Source organism: Pseudomonas sp. BCA17 (assembly GCF_004519405.1).
Classification (GTDB): domain Bacteria; phylum Pseudomonadota; class Gammaproteobacteria; order Pseudomonadales; family Pseudomonadaceae; genus Aquipseudomonas.
This window is the reverse complement of sequence record NZ_SGWI01000004.1, coordinates 83,359-101,822: the sequence shown is the minus strand read 5'-3', so window position 1 is coordinate 101,822 and position 18,464 is coordinate 83,359. Positions and strand designations below refer to the sequence as shown.

General features: G+C 61.1%; 17 protein-coding genes. 10 read left to right on the top strand and 7 right to left on the bottom strand.

The genetic code is table 11. The annotated features are described in order from the left end of the window. Window positions 1–60: 60 nt before the first annotated feature. Both htpG and EXW71_RS16550 read left to right on the top strand, forming a co-directional pair. Window positions 61–1,965, top strand: a complete 1,905-nt coding sequence (gene htpG, locus EXW71_RS16555) for a molecular chaperone HtpG (RefSeq protein WP_134659924.1) — start codon at window positions 61–63, stop codon at window positions 1,963–1,965. A 66-nt stretch (window positions 1,966–2,031) separates the two neighbouring features. Continuing rightward, a complete protein-coding gene (locus tag EXW71_RS16550) occupies window positions 2,032–2,760 on the top strand; it encodes a dienelactone hydrolase family protein (protein ID WP_134659926.1) in 729 nt (242 codons plus the stop codon). A 234-nt stretch (window positions 2,761–2,994) separates the two neighbouring features. On the opposite strand, the gene EXW71_RS16545 is transcribed toward EXW71_RS16550, so the two are convergent. The 7 genes from EXW71_RS16545 to EXW71_RS16515 all read right to left on the bottom strand — a co-directional run bounded on the left by EXW71_RS16545 (window position 2,995) and on the right by EXW71_RS16515 (window position 11,546). After that, window positions 2,995–3,861 carry a pirin family protein gene (locus tag EXW71_RS16545; protein WP_134659928.1) on the bottom strand — a complete coding sequence of 289 codons (867 nt, stop codon included), beginning with the start codon at window positions 3,859–3,861 and terminating at the stop codon, window positions 2,995–2,997. 64 nt (window positions 3,862–3,925) lie between these two features. After that, window positions 3,926–4,342, bottom strand: coding sequence for an OsmC family protein (locus tag EXW71_RS16540; RefSeq protein ID WP_134659930.1), 417 nt, complete (start codon window positions 4,340–4,342; stop codon window positions 3,926–3,928). Between the two features lie 254 nt (window positions 4,343–4,596). Then, entirely contained in the window at window positions 4,597–5,817 is a 1,221-nt protein-coding gene (gene fabB, locus EXW71_RS16535) for a beta-ketoacyl-ACP synthase I (protein WP_016979549.1), read from the bottom strand. A gap of 11 nt (window positions 5,818–5,828) precedes the next feature. Then, on the bottom strand, window positions 5,829–6,344 hold the full coding sequence (gene fabA, locus EXW71_RS16530; RefSeq protein ID WP_003210552.1) for a 3-hydroxyacyl-[acyl-carrier-protein] dehydratase FabA: 516 nt from the start codon (window positions 6,342–6,344) through the stop codon (window positions 5,829–5,831). Window positions 6,345–6,593: 249 nt separating this feature from the next. After that, window positions 6,594–8,495: an ATP-binding protein gene (locus tag EXW71_RS16525; RefSeq protein ID WP_134659932.1), complete on the bottom strand. Its 1,902-nt coding sequence runs from the start codon at window positions 8,493–8,495 to the stop codon at window positions 6,594–6,596. Continuing rightward, window positions 8,492–9,424, bottom strand: a complete 933-nt coding sequence (locus tag EXW71_RS16520) for an ABC transporter substrate-binding protein (RefSeq protein WP_134659935.1) — start codon at window positions 9,422–9,424, stop codon at window positions 8,492–8,494. The genes EXW71_RS16525 and EXW71_RS16520 overlap by 4 nt, the downstream gene beginning before the upstream one ends. Window position 9,425: 1 nt before the next feature. Next, window positions 9,426–11,546, bottom strand: coding sequence for a TonB-dependent receptor plug domain-containing protein (locus EXW71_RS16515; RefSeq protein WP_372241327.1), 2,121 nt, complete (start codon window positions 11,544–11,546; stop codon window positions 9,426–9,428). Between the two features lie 195 nt (window positions 11,547–11,741). On the opposite strand from EXW71_RS16515, the gene EXW71_RS16510 reads away from it, so the two are divergent. From EXW71_RS16510 to EXW71_RS16475, 8 genes are all read left to right on the top strand, one after another. After that, complete coding sequence (locus tag EXW71_RS16510; protein WP_134659937.1) at window positions 11,742–12,767, top strand: NAD(P)H-dependent glycerol-3-phosphate dehydrogenase; 1,026 nt, start codon at window positions 11,742–11,744, stop codon at window positions 12,765–12,767. A 10-nt stretch (window positions 12,768–12,777) separates the two neighbouring features. Beyond that, entirely contained in the window at window positions 12,778–13,125 is a 348-nt protein-coding gene (locus EXW71_RS16505) for a DUF4389 domain-containing protein (RefSeq protein ID WP_123716804.1), read from the top strand. Then, on the top strand, window positions 13,122–13,571 hold the full coding sequence (sixA, locus tag EXW71_RS16500) for a phosphohistidine phosphatase SixA (protein WP_134659939.1): 450 nt from the start codon (window positions 13,122–13,124) through the stop codon (window positions 13,569–13,571). Before EXW71_RS16505 ends, sixA begins: the two co-directional genes overlap by 4 nt. A gap of 88 nt (window positions 13,572–13,659) precedes the next feature. Then, window positions 13,660–15,306, top strand: coding sequence for an AMP-binding protein (locus EXW71_RS16495; RefSeq protein WP_134659941.1), 1,647 nt, complete (start codon window positions 13,660–13,662; stop codon window positions 15,304–15,306). Between the two features lie 30 nt (window positions 15,307–15,336). After that, a complete protein-coding gene (locus EXW71_RS16490) occupies window positions 15,337–15,780 on the top strand; it encodes a hotdog fold thioesterase (protein ID WP_134659943.1) in 444 nt (147 codons plus the stop codon). Between the two features lie 97 nt (window positions 15,781–15,877). Then, a complete protein-coding gene (locus tag EXW71_RS16485) occupies window positions 15,878–16,681 on the top strand; it encodes an alpha/beta fold hydrolase (RefSeq protein WP_134659945.1) in 804 nt (267 codons plus the stop codon). After that, on the top strand, window positions 16,678–17,532 hold the full coding sequence (locus EXW71_RS16480; RefSeq protein ID WP_134659947.1) for an alpha/beta hydrolase: 855 nt from the start codon (window positions 16,678–16,680) through the stop codon (window positions 17,530–17,532). Before EXW71_RS16485 ends, EXW71_RS16480 begins: the two co-directional genes overlap by 4 nt. 102 nt (window positions 17,533–17,634) lie before the next feature. Further along, window positions 17,635–18,453 (top strand): DUF4892 domain-containing protein, encoded by an 819-nt coding sequence (locus EXW71_RS16475; protein ID WP_134659949.1) that lies wholly within the window; start codon window positions 17,635–17,637, stop codon window positions 18,451–18,453. Window positions 18,454–18,464 lie beyond the last annotated feature (11 nt).

Genomic DNA, 18,464 nt, shown 5'->3' with positions numbered 1-18,464 from the left:
ACAACCCGCCGCCAACCCTCAAGGGCGCGGCCACTGCCATCCAATTGGAGTTTGATGACCATGAGTGTGGAAACTCAAAAGGAAACCCTGGGCTTCCAGACCGAGGTGAAGCAACTGCTGCACCTCATGATCCATTCGCTGTATTCCAACAAGGAAATTTTCCTTCGCGAATTGATCTCGAACGCCTCTGACGCCGTCGACAAATTACGTTTCGAAGCCCTGTCCAAGCCGGAGTTGCTGGAAGGTGGCGCCGAACTGAAAATCCGTGTGAGCTTCGACAAGGACGCCAAGACCGTCACCCTCGAAGACAACGGTATCGGCATGAGCCGTGACGATGCGGTCACTCACCTGGGGACCATCGCCAAATCCGGCACCGCCGACTTCATGAAGAACCTGTCGGGCGACCAGAAGAAAGATTCGCACCTGATCGGCCAGTTCGGTGTGGGCTTCTACTCGGCCTTCATCGTCGCCGACAAGGTTGAAGTGTTCAGCCGTCGCGCCGGTCTCGATGCGAGCGAAGGCGTGCACTGGTCCTCCAAAGGTGAGGGCGAGTTTGAAATCGCCACCATCGAGAAGGCGGATCGCGGCACTCGCATTGTCTTGCACCTCAAGTCGGGTGAAGACGAGTTTGCTGACGGCTATCGCCTGCGCAATATCATCAAGAAGTACTCCGACCACATCGCTCTGCCGATCGAGCTGCCGAAAGAACAAGCAGCTGTCGAAGGTGAAGAAAAGCCTGCCCAGGAATGGGAAGTGGTCAACCGTGCCAGCGCCTTGTGGACCCGTCCTCGTACCGAAGTGAAGGACGAGGAGTACCAGGAGTTCTACAAGCACATCGCCCACGATTACGAGAACCCACTGAGCTGGAGCCACAACAAGGTCGAAGGCAAGCTGGAATACAGCTCGTTGCTCTATGTGCCGGCCCGTGCTCCGTTCGACCTGTACCAGCGTGAAGCGCCGAAAGGCCTCAAGCTCTACGTGCAGCGTGTGTTCGTCATGGATCAGGCGGAGTCCTTCCTGCCGCTGTACCTGCGTTTCATCAAAGGCGTGGTCGATTCCAACGATCTGTCGCTGAACGTGTCGCGGGAAATCCTGCAGAAAGACCCGATCATCGATTCCATGAAGTCGGCGCTGACCAAGCGTGTGCTCGACATGCTGGAAAAACTGGCGAAGAACGAGCCTGAGAAATACAAGGGCTTCTGGAAAAACTTCGGCCAGGTCATGAAGGAAGGTCCGGCTGAAGATTTCGCCAACAAGGAAAAAATCGCCGGCCTGCTGCGCTTTGCTTCCACCCAGGGTGAAGACGGCGAGCAAGTGGTGTCCCTGGCCGAGTACCTGGCACGCGCCAAGGAAGGTCAGGACAAGATCTACTACCTGACCGGCGAAACCTACGCCCAGGTCAAGAACAGCCCGCACCTGGAAGTCTTCCGCAAGAAAGGCATCGAAGTGCTGCTGCTGACCGACCGTATCGATGAGTGGCTGATGAGCTACCTCAGCGAGTTCGACGGCAAGACCTTCGTCGATGTCGCCCGTGGTGACCTGGACCTGGGTAACCTGGACTCCGAAGAAGAGAAGAAAGAGGCCGAGGAAGTCGCGAAGGCCAAAGAAGGCCTGGTTGAGCGAATCAAGACTGCCCTGGGCGATGCCGTCAGCGAAGTGCGGGTTTCCCACCGTCTGACCGACTCCCCTGCGATTCTGGCCATCGGCGAGCAGGACCTGGGCCTGCAGATGCGTCAGATCCTCGAGGCCAGCGGTCAGAAGGTTCCGGATTCCAAGCCGATCTTCGAATTCAACCCGGCTCACCCGCTGATCGAGAAGCTCGACGGCGAGCAGAGCGAAGAGCGTTTTGGCGACTTGTCGCACATCCTCTTCGACCAAGCGGCCCTGGCTGCTGGTGACAGCTTGAAAGACCCGGCAGCCTATGTGCGCCGACTGAACAAGCTGCTGGTTGAACTGTCGGTTTAACACCGTTGTAGAAAAACCCGCTTCGGCGGGTTTTTTCGTTCTCCTGCATCTCAACTGGAGTAAATGATGAGCCAAGTCACTGTGCGTTCCGTGGTCTATCAGATTGATGGCCAGTCTTATGAAAGCCGCCTGGCATTCGATGCCAGCCATAAAGGGCCGTTGCCGGGCCTGCTGATGGCGCCGAACTGGATGGGGGTGAGTGCGGGTGCTGAAGAGATCGCTAAAGCCGTTGCCAGCAAGGGCTACGTGGTCTTGATCGCTGACTTGTACGGCCAAGCCGTGCGTCCGTCGAACGGCGACGAAGCCGGCGCGGCGATGATGCCATTGAAGAATGATCGCCCACTGCTGAACAAGCGCATGCAGGCGGCCCTTGAGCAACTGAAAGGGCAGACCGAAGCCGCGGTGGATACGTCGAAACTGGCGACTTTCGGTTTCTGCTTCGGTGGTTGCTGCTCCCTGGAGCTGGCACGCACTGGTGCGCCTTTGAAGGCGGCCGTGTCGTTCCACGGCACCCTCGATACGCCGAACCCAGCGGATGCGAAGAACATCAAGGGCTCGGTATTGGTGTTGCACGGTGCATCTGACCCGTTGGTGCCGAAAGAGCAGCTACCCGCGTTCGAAGATGAAATGAACGCGGCCGGGGTGGATTGGCAGCTGTTGAGCTACGGCGGCGCGGTGCATTCGTTCACCGACCCCCACGCCAATGTACCGGGCAAGATGATGTACGACGCGAAGACCGCTGCCCGGGCTTTCCTGTCGATGCATAACTTGCTGGACGAAGTGTTCCAGCGGTAAATCTGCAGGGCTGTTCCGACCTTGTCGGGGTGTGGGTACACACACAACTGCGGGGCGCGTACATATCCATTGCTGCGGTAACGGTGGCTAACCCGGCGTCCTGCCGGGTTATCCACGGATTCAAGCCTGCGTTCGGCCAGCGTGGTTTAACGGGGCGTCCAAGATCGAAAGCACGATCAAAAACGCAACGGCAAGCAGCGTATCAGGGCCGTCATTTGTATAGGCGCCCGATGCCTACCTCACAGGCAATTCAATTCTCTCGGACTCCCCTGGCACCGTCGGCCAATCCCCGGCCGCCCAGCGCTGTCGAGCCTGTTCGATCCTCAACGGATCGCTCGCCACAAAATTCCAATTGATCCGCCGCGGCCCATCCAGCGGCGCGCCGCCAAACACCACCAGGTGGCATTCGGACTCGGCAGACAACGTCATCTCCTGGCCGCTCGGCAACACCGTCAGGCTGTGTACTTGCAGCGATTCGTCGTCGAGTTTCGCATCACCTTTCAGTACATACACCGCGCGCTCCTCGTGTTCATCCGGGATCAGCAAGGCGGTGGCTGTCTGCATCCTCACTTCGGCATACAAGGTCGGCGACAAGACGGGCACCGGCGAGTTGAGGCAGAAACCACTGCCGGCGATCAGGCGGATCTGTACACCAAGGTTGTCGCTCAATGGCAGGCTTGCCGCCGGGTGATGGCTGTAATGCCCCGGTCCGGTCTCGTGGTCCTTGGGCGAGGCCAACCACACCTGCAGACCATGCAGGCTGAATCCGCTGGCCTTGAGCGCCTCGGGCGTACGCTCGACGTGGGCAATCGCACTGCCGGCGGTCATCCAGCTGACATCCCCGGCCTGTACCACTTGATCGGACCCCAGGCTGTCCTTGTGCTGCAACGCGCCTTCAAACAGGTAGGTTAGGGTCGACAGCCCGATGTGCGGGTGTTGGCGGATGTTCATGCCGCTGCCCGGCGCATAGTGCGTGAGCAACATATGGTCGAAAAACACAAAAGGTCCGACGCTGCGGCATTCCCTCGATGGCAGTGGGCGCAGGATGGGTTGGCCTTCGACATCTTCGGAGCGAGGGTGGATCACGGTGAGGGGGGTCATGGTGCATCCCAGTCTGAGCGGGTTGGATGGTGCTGAGCATAACCCGCTCGATGGGAGGTTGGCGCTATTGGCTGAAGGCGCCTTCCGACAACCGGGTGTCAATGTTGATCTCGGCGGTGGTCATCAACTTGTGCACCGGGCAGTGATCGGCCACGCGGTGCAGTTCATTGCGTTGCTCGTCGGTGAGTACTCCCTTGAGGGTGAGTTTGACGTTGAGCTGATATTTGCCCTTCTGCTCTTCACTGGCGTCGTGGGTGACTTCCACGGTGACGCCGGTGAGTGGGATGCCTTTTTTCTGCGCGTAAAGCTTGAGCGTCAGGGCTTTGCACGATGCCAAGGCTGCGTCGAAATAATCGTGGGGGGAGGGCGCCGAATTGTCGCCTCCCAGGCTTTTGGGCAGGTCGGTAAATAACTCGTGGTTATCGATGTTGAGGCTATGACGGAAGTTGTCGGTATTCAGTGTGTTTACGATAACGGGCATGGCAAACCTCACAGGGTCGCAGGATGAAGGACATGCAGTTATAGAGCATACGAGCACTTGAGTGTTCCGCGTTTTTTCCAGGTGGGCCTGGCGTCGCGCCGGTAGGGCGTTTTGCGAGGGAGGGAGCTTGCCCGCCAGAGTTTTTTAGTCCCCCATAAAAAACACCCTGCGAAAGCGTAGCCTTCGCAGGGTGTGGGGGTGACCATCATCAGCCCCGATCAGTCGGGGCTTTTAATGTGATCAATGTGCGGGGCTTACTGACCCTGCCAGCGTTTCAGTACCAGGGTGGCATTGGTGCCACCGAAACCGAAGCTGTTGCTCATCACGGTGTCGATCTTGGCGTTTTCAACGGTCTTGGTCAGGATCGGCATATCTGCGACGACTGGGTCGATCTCGTCGATGTTGGCCGAGCCGGCCATGAAGTTGCCTTCCATCATCAGCAGGCAGTAGATCGCTTCGTGAACGCCGGCGGCGCCCAGGGAGTGACCGGACAGGCTCTTGGTAGAGCTGATGGCCGGGGCCTTGTCGCCGAATACCGCGCGCACGCCTTCCATTTCCTTGGCGTCGCCGACCGGAGTCGAAGTGCCGTGGGTGTTCAGGTAGTCGATTGGGGTGTCTACGGTGGACATGGCCATCTGCATGCAACGGATGGCGCCTTCACCGCTTGGGGCAACCATGTCGTAGCCGTCGGAAGTGGCGCCGTAACCGACGATTTCCGCGTAGATCTTCGCGCCACGGGCCAGAGCGTGTTCCAGCTCCTCGACCACCACCATGCCGCCACCGCCGGCAATGACGAAACCGTCACGCTTGGCGTCGTAGGCGCGGGAGGCTTTTTCCGGGGTTTCGTTGTACTGGGTGGACAGCGCGCCCATGGCGTCGAACAGGAACGACTGGCTCCAATGTTCTTCTTCACCGCCGCCGGCGAATACGATGTCCTGCTTGCCCAGCTGGATCTGCTCAACGGCAGTACCGATGCAGTGAGCACTGGTGGCGCAAGCGGACGAGATCGAGTAGTTCACGCCCTTGATCTGGAATGGCGTGGCCAGGCAGGCGGAAACGGTGCTGCCCATGGTCCGTGTGACACGGTACGGGCCAACGCGCTTCACGCCTTTTTCGCGCAGGATATCCAGCGCTTCCATCTGGTTCAGGGTCGATGCGCCGCCGGAGCCGGCGATCAGGCCGGTGCGTACGTTCGAAACCTGGTCTTCGCTGAGGCCCGAGTCGGCGATCGCGTCTTTCATGGCCAGGTAGGCGTAGGCGGCAGCGTGGCCGACGAAGCGATAGATCTTGCGATCGATCAGTTCTTCGAGAGGCAGGTCGATGGAGCCGGAAACCTGGCTACGCAGACCCATTTCGGCGTATTCCGGGTTGAAGCGGATGCCAGGGCGACTTGCACGCAGGTTAGCGGTGACGGTCTCTTTGTCATTGCCCAGGCAAGAAACAATGCCCAGACCAGTGATAACGACGCGGCGCATGCGGATAACCCTTAAAAGTTGTCAGTGGAAGTGAATACGCCGACCCGAAGGCCTTCGGCAGTATAGATCTCGCGTCCGTCGACAGTCACCGAACCGTCGGCGATGGCCAGGTTCAGCTTGCCCTTGAGGACGCGCTTGATTTGAATGTTGTAGGTGACTTTCTTGGCGGTCGGCAGGACCTGGCCAAAGAACTTCACTTCACCCGAACCCAGGGCGCGACCGCGGCCTGGCAAGCCTTGCCAGCCCAGGTAGAAGCCGACCAGTTGCCACATGGCATCGAGGCCCAGGCATCCCGGCATGACCGGGTCACCTTCGAAGTGACAGGCGAAGAACCACAGGTCCGGGGTGATATCCAGCTCGGCGACCAATTCACCTTTGCCGTACTTGCCGCCCTCTTCGCTGATATGGGTGATGCGATCCACCATCAGCATGTTCGGGGCGGGCAGTTGCGCGTTACCTGGGCCGAACAGCTCACCGCGACTGCAGCGCAGCAGGTCTTCCCGAGTAAAGGCGTTTTGTTTGGTCATGCGAGCTCCTCAATAATCCCATGCGGCAGGGCAGGGTAAATCTTCCCGAACCGAATGAAGCGTTCATGCCTCATAGCGGCAGCCTACACATAGACTATTGCGTTGTAGTGAAAGTCACAGCGTCAAGGCACTCAATGTACACTTGTTCACTGAAATTTTAAACCGAGCCTGTTTATCAGCCCGTTTGGGTGCCTAAGACTGCCGCACTTTCGTGTTTCACGCCAGTCGCAGTTGGCTGATGGCGCGGCGCTATTGCACCCAGCGCTGCAGGATTTGCTGCAAATCCGTGCGTTTGAATGGCTTGGAGAGGTAATCGTTCATTCCGGCAGCCAGGCAGGCCTCCCGGTCACCCTGCAAGGCGTTGGCCGTCAGGGCGATGATTGGCAGGTCGGCGCAGCCGGGCAACTGGCGAATCTGTCGGGTCGCCTCGTAGCCGTCGATCAGCGGCAAGCGGCAGTCCATCAGGATCGCGGTGAAAATCAGGCTCTCGGCACTGCGGATCGCCTCGGCGCCGTCGGTGGCCAGGCTGACTTCAAAACCCAGGCTGCGCAGCATGGCTTCGACCACGGTGCGGTTGACCGGGTTGTCCTCCACCAGCAACACATGTTGCCCGTCCCCGGCGCTGGCTTTGCCGTTGGCGTCAGGGGTGATCGCCGGCAGGCTTTTCTGATCGATGGCCAATGGAATTTCCAGGGTAAACACCGAGCCTCGGCCTTCCTCGCTCTGGGCGCGCAAGGTGCCCCCCATCCGTTCGGCCAGCGTACGGGCGATAGGCAAGCCAAGGCCGGTGCCGCCGTAACGCCTTGAAATGGAACTGTCGGCTTGCTGGAACGCGTCGAACATCATTTCCAGACGCTCGGGGGAGATCCCGATGCCGCTGTCGCGCACGGTGCAGGTGAACCACACCAATTCATGATCAAGGGTCTGCCAGTGCGGTTCGACGGTCACGGTGCCGTGTTCGGTGAATTTCAGCGCGTTGCCGATCAGGTTCACCAGGATTTGCCGGATGCGCGTCGGGTCACCCTGCACCCGCAGCGAGTCCATCCCCGCAGGGATCGGCAGCTCCAATGCCAGGCCGCGCTGCTGGGCGCTGTGCTGGAAGGCCTGGGCGCAACTGCTGATCAGGTCTGCCAGGTTGAACGGGATATGTTCCAGCTCCAGCGCGGCGCGTTCAATGCGCGAGAAGTCGAGGATGTCGTTGATCACCTTGAGCAGGTGCTCGGTGGACTCGGAGGCCAGCGCCGCATACTCGGTCTGCTCCTCGGTCATTTCGGTGGTTTCCAGCAGTTGCAGCATGCCCAGCACACCGTTCATGGGGGTGCGCAATTCGTGGCTCATCATCGCCAGGAAGTCCGATTTGGCATTGTTCGCACGCTCGGCCTCTTCGCGGGTCTGGATCAACTGCGCCATGGCCTGCTGTTGTTCGCGGCTGGCCTGGTTGAGGCCTTCGGCGAGGTTGTTGATATGGCGTGACAGGTCGCCCAGCTCGGAATCATCGACAATCGGCAGAGGGGTCTTGTATTCACCTTGCTGGATGGCTTTGACCGCGTGGCCCATGGCACTGATCGGCTGCGACAGACTGGCGGCCAGGCGTCGCGCAAGCAGGAATGTGAACAGCAGGGCGAAGAGGGCGAGGATGCCGGCCTTGAACAGGATCTCCTGCTGACGCTGGCTGAAGGCATCGTTGGACATGCCGACGATCACCCGGCCAAGGTAATCCGCCCGTGGCGCCTTGGGTTCGTTGAGGTTGTCCTGGAAAAAGTCAGTGCCCAGCTGGATATGCTGCAGGCGGATCGGCGCCTGGAACACCTTCACCGACAGCGAGCGGTCGTGTTTCTCCGTCGGCTGCTCAACGTACACCAGGATGTTTTCGGCACTGTCCTGAATCTCCAGGAAACGCACATGGGGTGTGGCCAAAGTGGCGCGCAGCAGGCTGTCGAGTACGTCATTGTTGCCGGAAATCACCCCGTACTCGGTCGCCGGTGCGAGCTGGTTGGCGATCAGTTGGCCGGTATGGTCCAGTTCCTGACGCAGGTCCTGGATACGCACGAAGGTAAAGAAACTGATCAACAGCAAGGTCAGCAGCAATGCCGGGCCCAAGGTGATGAGCTGGGTGCGGGTATGGATATCCCAGCGACGACGCAAGGTCATGGGCGTTTTTCTCCTTCGGCCAATCGGGCGGCGACGTCGGCTTCGTCAACCTGTTCGATGCCCAGTGAGCGCGCGACTTGCGGGTTGCCCACGACTTTGAAGTGTTCCGGATACAGCGAACGCGGCCAGTTGGCCGGTGAGTGGTCCAGCAATCGGTCAAGTACATCCAGCCAGTCGCTCTGGTCGCTGTAGGTGCTGGCCAGGCTGCCGGCCTTGACGAAGCCGGCGTTGGGACCCACCAGCGGCAGTTGCTGGGCATAGCTGCTGAGCAACAGGTTTTTCACGGTTTTCGGGTTGTACAGTTGCGGGTCGTCGAGACCCAGCAGTACATCGCTGTTCTTGAACAGGTTCTGCAGTGGCCGGCTGTCATTAATGTTGTCCCAGAGCTGCGGCACGATCTCCAGGCCCATGGGCGCTGCGTACTGGGCCAATTCGCGGAGCAGGAATTCGCTGTCGATGCCGTAGAGCACGCCGATACGTCGTGCCTGGGGCAAAATATGGGCGATCAGATTCAACTGGCGCTCCAGGGGTGGGTCGCTCCACAACAGGCTTATTTTGGCCGGGTGAGTGGTGCCCAGGCGCTGCCGGGCTTGCAGGCGGCTGATACGCAGTACCAGGGTGGAAGGGCCCTGGGTGTCCTTGAGGCGCCAGTCGAGGCCAGGCAGGTCAAGCAGGATCAAGCGAGTTGCGGCGGGCAGCAGGTTCGGCGCCGGCATGTCTTTGAGCGGGGTGAAGGTCACGTTGTCTTCAGGGCGTTGCCGCGCCAGAGCCTGGGCGAACGCTTGAACCCCGGCACTGTCTTCGGCGGCGGTCAGCAGGATGTCGGCGCTCCAGGCCGGCGTTGTCAGCAGCAGGCACGCCAGCAGCAGGCCCAGGCCGCGTCGCCTCAGCCGTGAGAAGAAGAGGGTCATCCGTGACTGGTCGGCCATGTCAGAACTCCAGCTCCGCGCTGAAGTAGAGGACATGGCGACTGTCGTAGTTGTTATCGGCCCAGGTGGTGGGCTGGTTATCGAGGCGTTGTTGCAGCATGCCGGCCAGCTCCACGTTGGCTTTGCCCAGGGCAATGCGCTTGGCCACACGCAGGTCGACCCGTTCAAAGCGATATCGGTTGAGTGCGTCGTCGCCATAGTAGAACAGCGCGCTGGACCAGCCGTGGCCCCATTCACGCAGCCAGCCGGCCGAGCCGCTGTTACGTGCGGTTTGTGCCTCGTCGGAGGGGTTGCTGGCGCTGGCGTCGACGTAAGCATAGGTGAGCCGCAGGCGGTCGGCGTTGCTCATGCGCCAATCGAACTGTGACTCGGCACCGGTGAACCGCGAGCTGTTGGCGTTGCTGGCAATGTACTGGTTGTTGCGCAGCGGTGAGCTGATCATGTCAGTGATTTCGTCGTAGAACAGTTTCACGTCGACATTCAGCCCGAGGTCGGCAAAGAAGCCGTTGTAGCCCAGCTCTCGCGAGCGCATCAACTCTTTATCGAGGTTGCCCGGGCCGCGTGTCACCACAAAATATTGCCCGGAATTCTGCCCATAGGCCGGGGCGCTCAGGTTGGTGACGCGGTAGCTCCAGTTGACGTTGTTCTCGAACATGTCCGGCGAGCGGATCGCTTCAGAGTACACCGCTCGCAGGCCGTGGCGCGGGTTGATCAGGTAGTTGACCGCGACCCGGGGCGTCAGCGAGTTGCCGCTCAAGTGGGTGTCTTCATACATCGCTCCACCTTGCAGCAGCCAGTGTTCGCTGGCGCGCCACTCCAGATGACCGAACAGGCGCCAGGTGGTGTCGTCCAGGGTGCCGTTGAAATAGGTGTCGGAGTCGGCACGGTCGTAGCGATAGTTCATGCCGCTGACCAGGCGCAGGGTGTCGGACAGGCTCAAGGTGTCCTGAATCTCCAGGTCATAGCGGCTTTCCCGGGTGCTCTGGTCGATATCGCCGCACACGCTCTGGTTGGCGCCATTGCGCCACTGGTCCAGCACCTGATTGCCCAAGGCTTGTTCGGCAGCGCTGCCAGGTGGCGCGGTGCCTTGGCTGAAAGTGTCCATGTGCCGCGCCAAGAGTTCGGCATAGTCGGGGTTGAGCTGCCATAGCTGGGTCAGCTCAGGGCTGAACGACACCTTGGCATCGCAGGCCTTCCAGATCTGCTGGCGGTCCCACTGCTGGGCGGACCCCTGGATGTACAGGCTGTGTTCGGGATTGAAATCGAAGTTCCAGCGCAATGAGGTGGCGTAGTCCTTGGCTGTGACGTCGGAATTGGTACCGCCTTCAGTAATCCCGGCGAATACCGGGGCGTAGGTATAGGGACGCTGGTTGGTCCCTTCCTTGGCATTCAATTGCCAGTCGATGCTTTGCTGGGCGTTCAGGGTCTGGCTCATGGCCAGGCTGAAGCGGCTGAGGCGGCGGCTGTCACGGCGATCGGCACCGGCGGCATCGCTGTCAAATCCATTATCCTGTTGCCCGGACAACGACAGGCGCAGGTCGCCGGTCTCCCATCCGACGCCCTGGCTGGCGTAGAAATCGTCGATCCCGCGTGCGCCTCGGATGACTTTAACCCGTGAACCGTGGCTGTTGGCCGGTGAGCGCGTGAGGATGTTGACCACGGCCATCAGCGCATTGGCACCATAGCTGACGGTGTTGGGGCCGCGGAACACCTCGATACGCTCGATGTCTTCCATCGCTACCGGGATATCGCTCCAGTCCACGGTGGCAAGGCCGGCGCGGTACACCGAACGCCCGTCGATCAACACCTGCATGCGCCGTGCATCACGGGCGCTGGTGCCGTGGTAGTTCACCGCCGCCTGGTTGCCGGTGGTATAGCCGACCATCATCCCGGGTACCAGACGCAGCAATTCGGCGATGTCCCGTGCACCGCTGGCCTTGATCAGCTCGCTGTCGATCACCGTCATGCTGCCGGGTACGGCGGCGGCTGATTGTTTAAGGCGCGTGGCGGTCAATACCTGCGGCAGCGGCTGGCTGTCCAGGAACAGATCGTCGGCCAGCGCAGGGGCGCTGCACAACAGCATCAACAACAGGGATGAGCGAGGAGGAGGGCCCAGATACACGGCACGGCCTTGATAATGACGAATAGCCGCCCATGTTAACTGAGGTGGGGCCATTTGCCAGTCGTCGAACTCGCAATTACTTCACGTACATGTGGCATTTTCCGACAAGCATGTGAATTGACGCGGGGGCTGGCCGCAAGCGGGTCGCTCCGTATAATGCCGCTATCGCCACTGGTATGGATTAACGGATTGCATATGACTGAACAGCGCCCTATTGCGGTCCTGGGAGGCGGAAGTTTTGGTACCGCCGTGGCTAACCTGCTGGCTGAAAACGGCCATGCGGTGCGCCAGTGGATGCGCGATCCCGAGCAGGCCGAAGCTATTCGCGTGCATCGGGAAAACCCCCGTTACCTTAAAGGCATCAAGATTCATCCGGCGGTGGAACCGGTCACGGACCTGCTGGAAACCCTCACTGCCTGCGACCTGTGCTTCGTCGCGCTGCCATCGAGCGCCTTGCGCTCGGTGCTGGCCCCCCACGCCGAACGCTTGGCGGGCAAGCTGCTGGTCAGCTTGACCAAGGGTATCGAGGCGCACACCTTCAAGCTGATGAGCGAAATCCTCGAAGAGATCGCTCCACAGGCGCGCATCGGCGTGTTGTCCGGGCCGAATCTGGCGCGGGAAGTCGCCGAGCACGCGCTGACCGCCACCGTAGTCGCCAGTGAAGACGAAGTGTTGTGCGAGCGCGTGCAGGCCGTGCTGCATGGCCGTACGTTCCGCGTTTACGCCAGTGGCGATCGCTTTGGCGTCGAGCTGGGCGGTGCGCTTAAAAACGTCTACGCGATTATCGCAGGCATGGCGGTCGCCTTGGGCATGGGCGAGAACACCAAAAGCATGCTGATTACCCGTGCACTGGCCGAGATGACCCGCTTCGCGGTGAACCAGGGCGCCAACCCGATGACGTTCCTGGGCCTGGCCGGCGTCGGGGACTTGATCGTCACCTGCTCGTCGCCCAAAAGCCGTAACTATCAGGTCGGTTTTGCCTTGGGCCAGGGCCTGAGCCTGGAGGATGCCGTTACGCGCCTGGGCGAAGTGGCCGAGGGCGTCAACACGCTCAAAGTGCTGAAGGCCAAGGCCCAGGAAGTCGGCGTGTACATGCCGCTGGTCGCTGGGCTGCATGCGATCCTGTTTGAAGGGCGCACCTTGAACCAGGTGATCGAGCTGCTGATGCGGGCTGAGCCGAAAACCGATGTCGACTTTATTTCCACCAGTGGTTTCAACTGAGGAACGCGTCATGAACGATCCGAAAGAAGCGCCCAAGTACGAGTCCATCGTCCTGCGTATTGTGTGGATGCTGGTGTTTGCCCTGGTGTGGCAGGTGGCGCAATTCCTGCTCGGCGCGCTGGTGCTGGTGCAACTGATCTATCGCCTGGTCTACAGCGCGCCGAACCTGGGCCTGATGAACTTCGGTGACAGCCTCAGTCAGTTCCTGGCGCAGATCGGCCGTTTCGGCAGCTTCCATACCGAGCAGAAGCCCTGGCCATTCGCTGATTGGCCGACGCCGCGCGCCCCGGAAGGCGAGGCCGCCCACAGCGTGCCGCCGGCGCCGCATCCGGTGCGTGATGAAGAGCCCAAACTGTGAAACTGTGGATCTTGCGGCACGGTGAGGCCGAAGGGTTTGCGCGCACCGACGCCGAGCGCAACCTCACCGAGCATGGCCGCGCCGAAGTGTTGCGCAGTGCTGCGCACCTGATCGGCCAGCCCCTCGGCGCGATCATCGCCAGCCCTTATGTGCGGGCGCAGCAGACAGCGCTGCTGGTTCGCGAGGCGTTGGGTTTCACGCCCGAGATCTGCACGGTGCCGTGGCTGACACCCGAAGGCAACCCGCTGCAGGTGCTGGAAAAGCTCGACACCGAGGACAACGTGCTGCTGGTCAGTCACCAGCCTTTGGTGGGTTGCCTGATCAGCTTTTTGCAGCATGGTCATCAGCGCCAACCGCAACCGATGCACACCGCCAGCCTGGCGGAGCTGGAGGGTGATTCTCCGCTGGCGGGGCTGATGAGCCTGGTCAGCGTGAAGAACCCGTAGGAAAAGTGGTCGCTGCTTTGTGTGCTATATAGTCAACCAAGCAAGTGCTTGGTTGGCTATCATCGGATCACACAAAGGAGCGCGTCCCATGCCCGTCGCTTTTCGTTTGCCGTTGCAGGTCTTCTTCGAACGTGAAGCGCGGCATCCGCGCAAACCCTTTCTCGTGCAGCCCATCGGTGGGGGCGAGGTGCAGACCCTCACCTGGGGCGAAGTCGGCCATCAGGCCCGTTGCGCCGCGCAGTGGCTGCGTGCTCGGCAACTGCCCCCGGGCTCGCATATCGCGCTGATCTCGAAAAACTGTGCACACTGGATCATCGCCGACCTGGCGATCTGGATGGCCGGGCATGTCTCGGTCCCGTTATACCCCAACCTCACCGCCGACTCCGTTGCCCATGTGCTGACCCATTCCGAGGCGGCGCTGGCGCTGATCGGCAAGTTGGATGACTGGCCGGCCATGGCGCCCGGCATCCCGGCCGGGTTGTCGACCATCCGTCTGCCGCTGGGGCCGGCCGGCGACTTCGATTTCACTTGGGCCGATCTGCAGGTCTGCTCACCCATTCAGGATAACCCCGAGGCCGAAGCCTCCAGCCTGGCCACTATCGTCTACACCTCCGGCACCACTGGGTTGCCCAAGGGCGTGATGCAAACATTCGGCGCCCTGGGCTTTGCCGCCACCCGAGGCACCGAGTTGTTTGGCCTGGGGGAGGGCGACCGGCTGCTGTCGTACCTGCCGTTGTGCCATGTGGCAGAGCGGATGTTCGTCGAGCTGGCGTCGATCTATACCGGGCAAACGGTGTTTTTCGCTGAAAGCCTCGATACCTTTCTGACTGACCTGCGCCGGGCGCGGCCGACCGCGTTGTTCGGGGTCCCACGGATCTGGACCAAACTGCAGATGGGTGTGTACGCAAAGGTCTCGCAAAAGCGCCTGGACAGGCTGTTGCGCCTGCCGTTTATTGGTCGGCATGTGGGCCGCAAGGTGCTCGCGGGTTTGGGCCTGGACGCGCTGCGTATTGCGTTATCCGGCGCAGCGCCGGTGCCTGAGGCCCTGCTGCGCTGGTATCAGCGCCTGGGGCTGGATGTGCTGGAGGTGTATGGGATGACTGAAAGCTGTGGCTATTCCCATGTGTGCCGCCCCGGGCAACAGACGCTTGGCTGGATCGGCCTGCCATGCCCGGGGGTGGAAGTGCGCATCGACCCGTTGGGCGAAGTGCAGGTGCGCAGCGGCGCGACCATGCTCGGCTACTTCAAGGACCCGCAGAAAACCGCTGAGACCCTCACCGATGACGGGTTCCTGCGCACGGGTGACAAGGGTGAACAGGATGCGGCCGGCCGCCTGCGCCTGACCGGGCGGCTCAAGGAAATCTTCAAGACCAGCAAGGGCAAGTACGTGGCCCCGGCGCCGATTGAAAACCGCCTGGCCGAACATGCACGCATCGAGCAGGTGTGCGTGGTAGGCGAAGGGCTGAGCGCGCCGATAGGTTTATGCGTGCTGGCGGCGGGCGAGGACCGGCAGGCACTGAGGGGAGAGCTGGAGTGCTGGCTGGAACAGGTCAACCAGGCGCTGGATAAGCATGAGCGTCTGCGCCAGCTGGTGGTGGTCAAAGACAGTTGGGCGGTAGAAAACGGTTTTCTGACCCCGACCCTGAAGATAAAACGCAATGTGATCGAATCGACCTATGGCGCTCAACTGCATGCCTGGAGCGAGCGCAGTGAGTCCATTCTGTGGCAGGATTAGGAGCGTAATAAAATCAATAAGGATACCCCCATGAGCTTGTGGCGCACCCAACCCAATATCGAGCAACTCAACGCCATTCAGAAAAATACCATCGGTGAATTGCTGGATATTCGTTTCGAAAGTTTCGACGACGAGTCACTCACTGCCAGCATGGTGGTCGATCACCGGACTCATCAGCCTTATGGTCTGCTGCACGGCGGCGCATCGGTGGTGCTGGCGGAGAGTATCGGTTCCATGGCGGCGTACCTGTGCATCGATCCGAGCAAATTCTATTGCGTGGGCCTGGAGATCAATGCCAACCACTTGCGTGGCGTGCGCAGCGGGCGCGTGACGGCGGTGGCGCGGGCGATCCATATCGGCCGTACCACTCAGGTGTGGGACATCCGCCTGACGGCCGATGACGGCAAGACCAACTGCGTCTCGCGCCTGACCATGGCTGTGGTGCCGCTGGGCGAGAACCCGCCCGTGCGATAGGCATGGCGTGAGTGTCATCATTCCTGGCAGTTACAGTCATTGCTGTACGGCGTGGGGCTGGTGACAATCCACCTCTGTTTCTGTAGATGAGTCCGGTATGTCGCAACACGTATTTTTTGCCCACGCCAATGGCTTTCCTTCGGCCACCTACGGCAAGTTGTTTGCCGCGCTGGCCCCGGAATACGAGGTGGCTCATTTGCCGCAGCATGGTCATGACCCGCGGTTTCCGGTGGATGACAACTGGCGCAACCTGGTAGATGAGTTGATCCACCATCTGGAGCAGCAGCCGGAGCCGGTATGGGGCGTCGGGCACTCCCTCGGTGGCGTGTTGCATCTGCACGCGGCCATGCGTTGCCCGCAGTTGTATCGCGGCGTGGTGATGCTGGATTCGCCGGTGCTGACCCGTGCCGACCGCTGGGTGATCCGCGCCGCCAAACGCTTCGGTTTTATCGACCGCCTGACCCCGGCCGGGCGCACCCTGGGCCGGCGTGAAGAGTTCGCCGACCTGGAGGCCGCGCGCAGCTACTTCGCCGGCAAAACCCTGTTTCGTGGGTTCGACCCCGAATGTTTTGATGCTTATCTGCAACATGGCCTGCAACAGGTAGGCGATCGCCTGCGCCTGCGCTTCGACCCTGCCACCGAAATCAGTATTTATCGTGGCGTACCGCACACCAGCCCGGGCCAGGTGCGGCAGTTGAAAGTGCCGCTGGCGGTGGTACGTGGGCGCCAGAGCCGGGTAGTGATGCGGCACCATGCCAGCGGCGTAGGCCGCCTGCCTATGGGCGAAATGCTCACGATGCCCGGCGGGCATATGTTTCCCCTTGAACGTCCGCAGGACACCGCGACCTTGATCAAGAACCTGTTCTCCCGCTGGGAAGCTCGCGAGCGCAGCTGCGCATGAGTACGCCGGTCGAAGAAGTGCGCCTCAGCTTGCCGCACATCGAGTTGGCGGCGCACCTTTCCGGGCCCGAAGACGGCCTGCCGGTGATCGCCCTGCATGGCTGGCTGGACAACGCCAACAGCTTTGCGCGGCTGGCGCCGAAACTGCAGGGCGTACGCATGGTCGCGCTGGATATGGCGGGGCATGGGCATTCGGCGCATCGTCCTGCGGGGGCCGGTTATGCCTTGTGGGATTACGTCTTCGATGTGCTGCAAGTCGCCGAACAACTGGGTTGGAAACGTTTTGCATTACTTGGCCATTCCCTCGGCGCGATCGTCTCGCTGGTGTTGGCGGGCGCTTTGCCGGAGCGGGTGACTCACCTTGGATTGATCGACGGTGTGATCCCGCCGACCGCCGCCGGTGAGAGCGCCGCCGAGCGATTGGGCATGGCCTTGCAGGCGCAATTGAACCTGCAGGACAAGCGCAAGCCGGTCTACAGCACCCTTGATCGAGCGGTGGAAGCGCGGATGAAAGGTGTGGTCGCGGTCAGTCGCGAAGCCGCCGAACTGCTGGCCCAGCGCGGTTTGATGCCCGTGCCGGACGGTTACACCTGGCGCACCGACAGTCGACTGACCCTGGCCTCACCGATTCGCCTGACCGATGAACAGGCGATGGCTTTTGTGCGGCGCGTGGCGTGTCCTACACAGCTGGTGGTCGCGGCGGATGGCATGTTGGCGAAACATTCCGAATTGCTTTCTCAGCTACCCTTCACAGTGACCACGCTGCCCGGCGGCCATCATTTACACCTGAATGACGAGCCCGGCGCTGTTCTTGTTGCAGACTGTTTCAATCGGTTCTTCTCCACGCCTTGACTTGGCGGGGTCAACTGCCGAGGCTGGGCGGATTGAAAGGGAGTCAACCATGAACCATCTTGAAACTGCTGCAACCTCCAATGGCCAGGGCTCAATCATCCGATGAGCCTGCGTGAAGGCTGTATACGTGCCCTCGGGCTGTGCTGTTTCAGCCCTTTGGTGTTCGCCGCCGATGTGCCGGGCAGTCAGGATCTGCCAGCAGTGTCCCGCCAGGTCGACGCGCAGATCGTCGATTACCGCCCCGCTGAAGCCAAGGAGCGCATCTACCCCATGGGGGCAATCCGCAAGATCAGCGGCCAGTTGCGCTACGAGGGCCAAGCCACAGCGCGCGGCCAAGCCACTGCGATTACCTATGAGTTGCCCGCCGAGCACACGTCCAGCGCCGCGTTTACCGCGACCCGCGAAGCGTTGCAGGCCAAGGGCGCGCAGCTGTTGTTCTGGTGCCAGGCCCGTGATTGCGGCGAAAGCAGCCTGTGGGCCAATGAAGTATTCGGCAACGCCAAGCTGGTCGGTGCCGATGGCCAGCAGGAATACCTGTTGTTGCGTCTGGCCGCGCCGCAGGACAATTCCCTGGTGGCGCTTTACGGCATCACCCGTGGCAACCGCCGTGCCTACCTGCATGTGGAACAGTTGGATGCCAACGCTCCCCTGGGTGACTTGCTGCCCACGTCGGCGACCTTGCTTCGCGAACTGAAAAGCACCGGCGAGCTGGATTTCCCGGCCTTGGGCGGGGAACCCGATCCCGCCTGGATGACCTTGATCTCCCGTGGCTTGAACCTGGACGCCACCCTGCGTGTCAGTTTGACCGGGCCCACGGCCGAAGCCTGGCGCCAAGGCCTGATCGACAGCGGTGTGCGCGCCGCGCGCATGGAAACCGGCACCGGTGACGCCAAGGGTTTGCACCTGCATCTGATACGCTGACCGTAACCAGG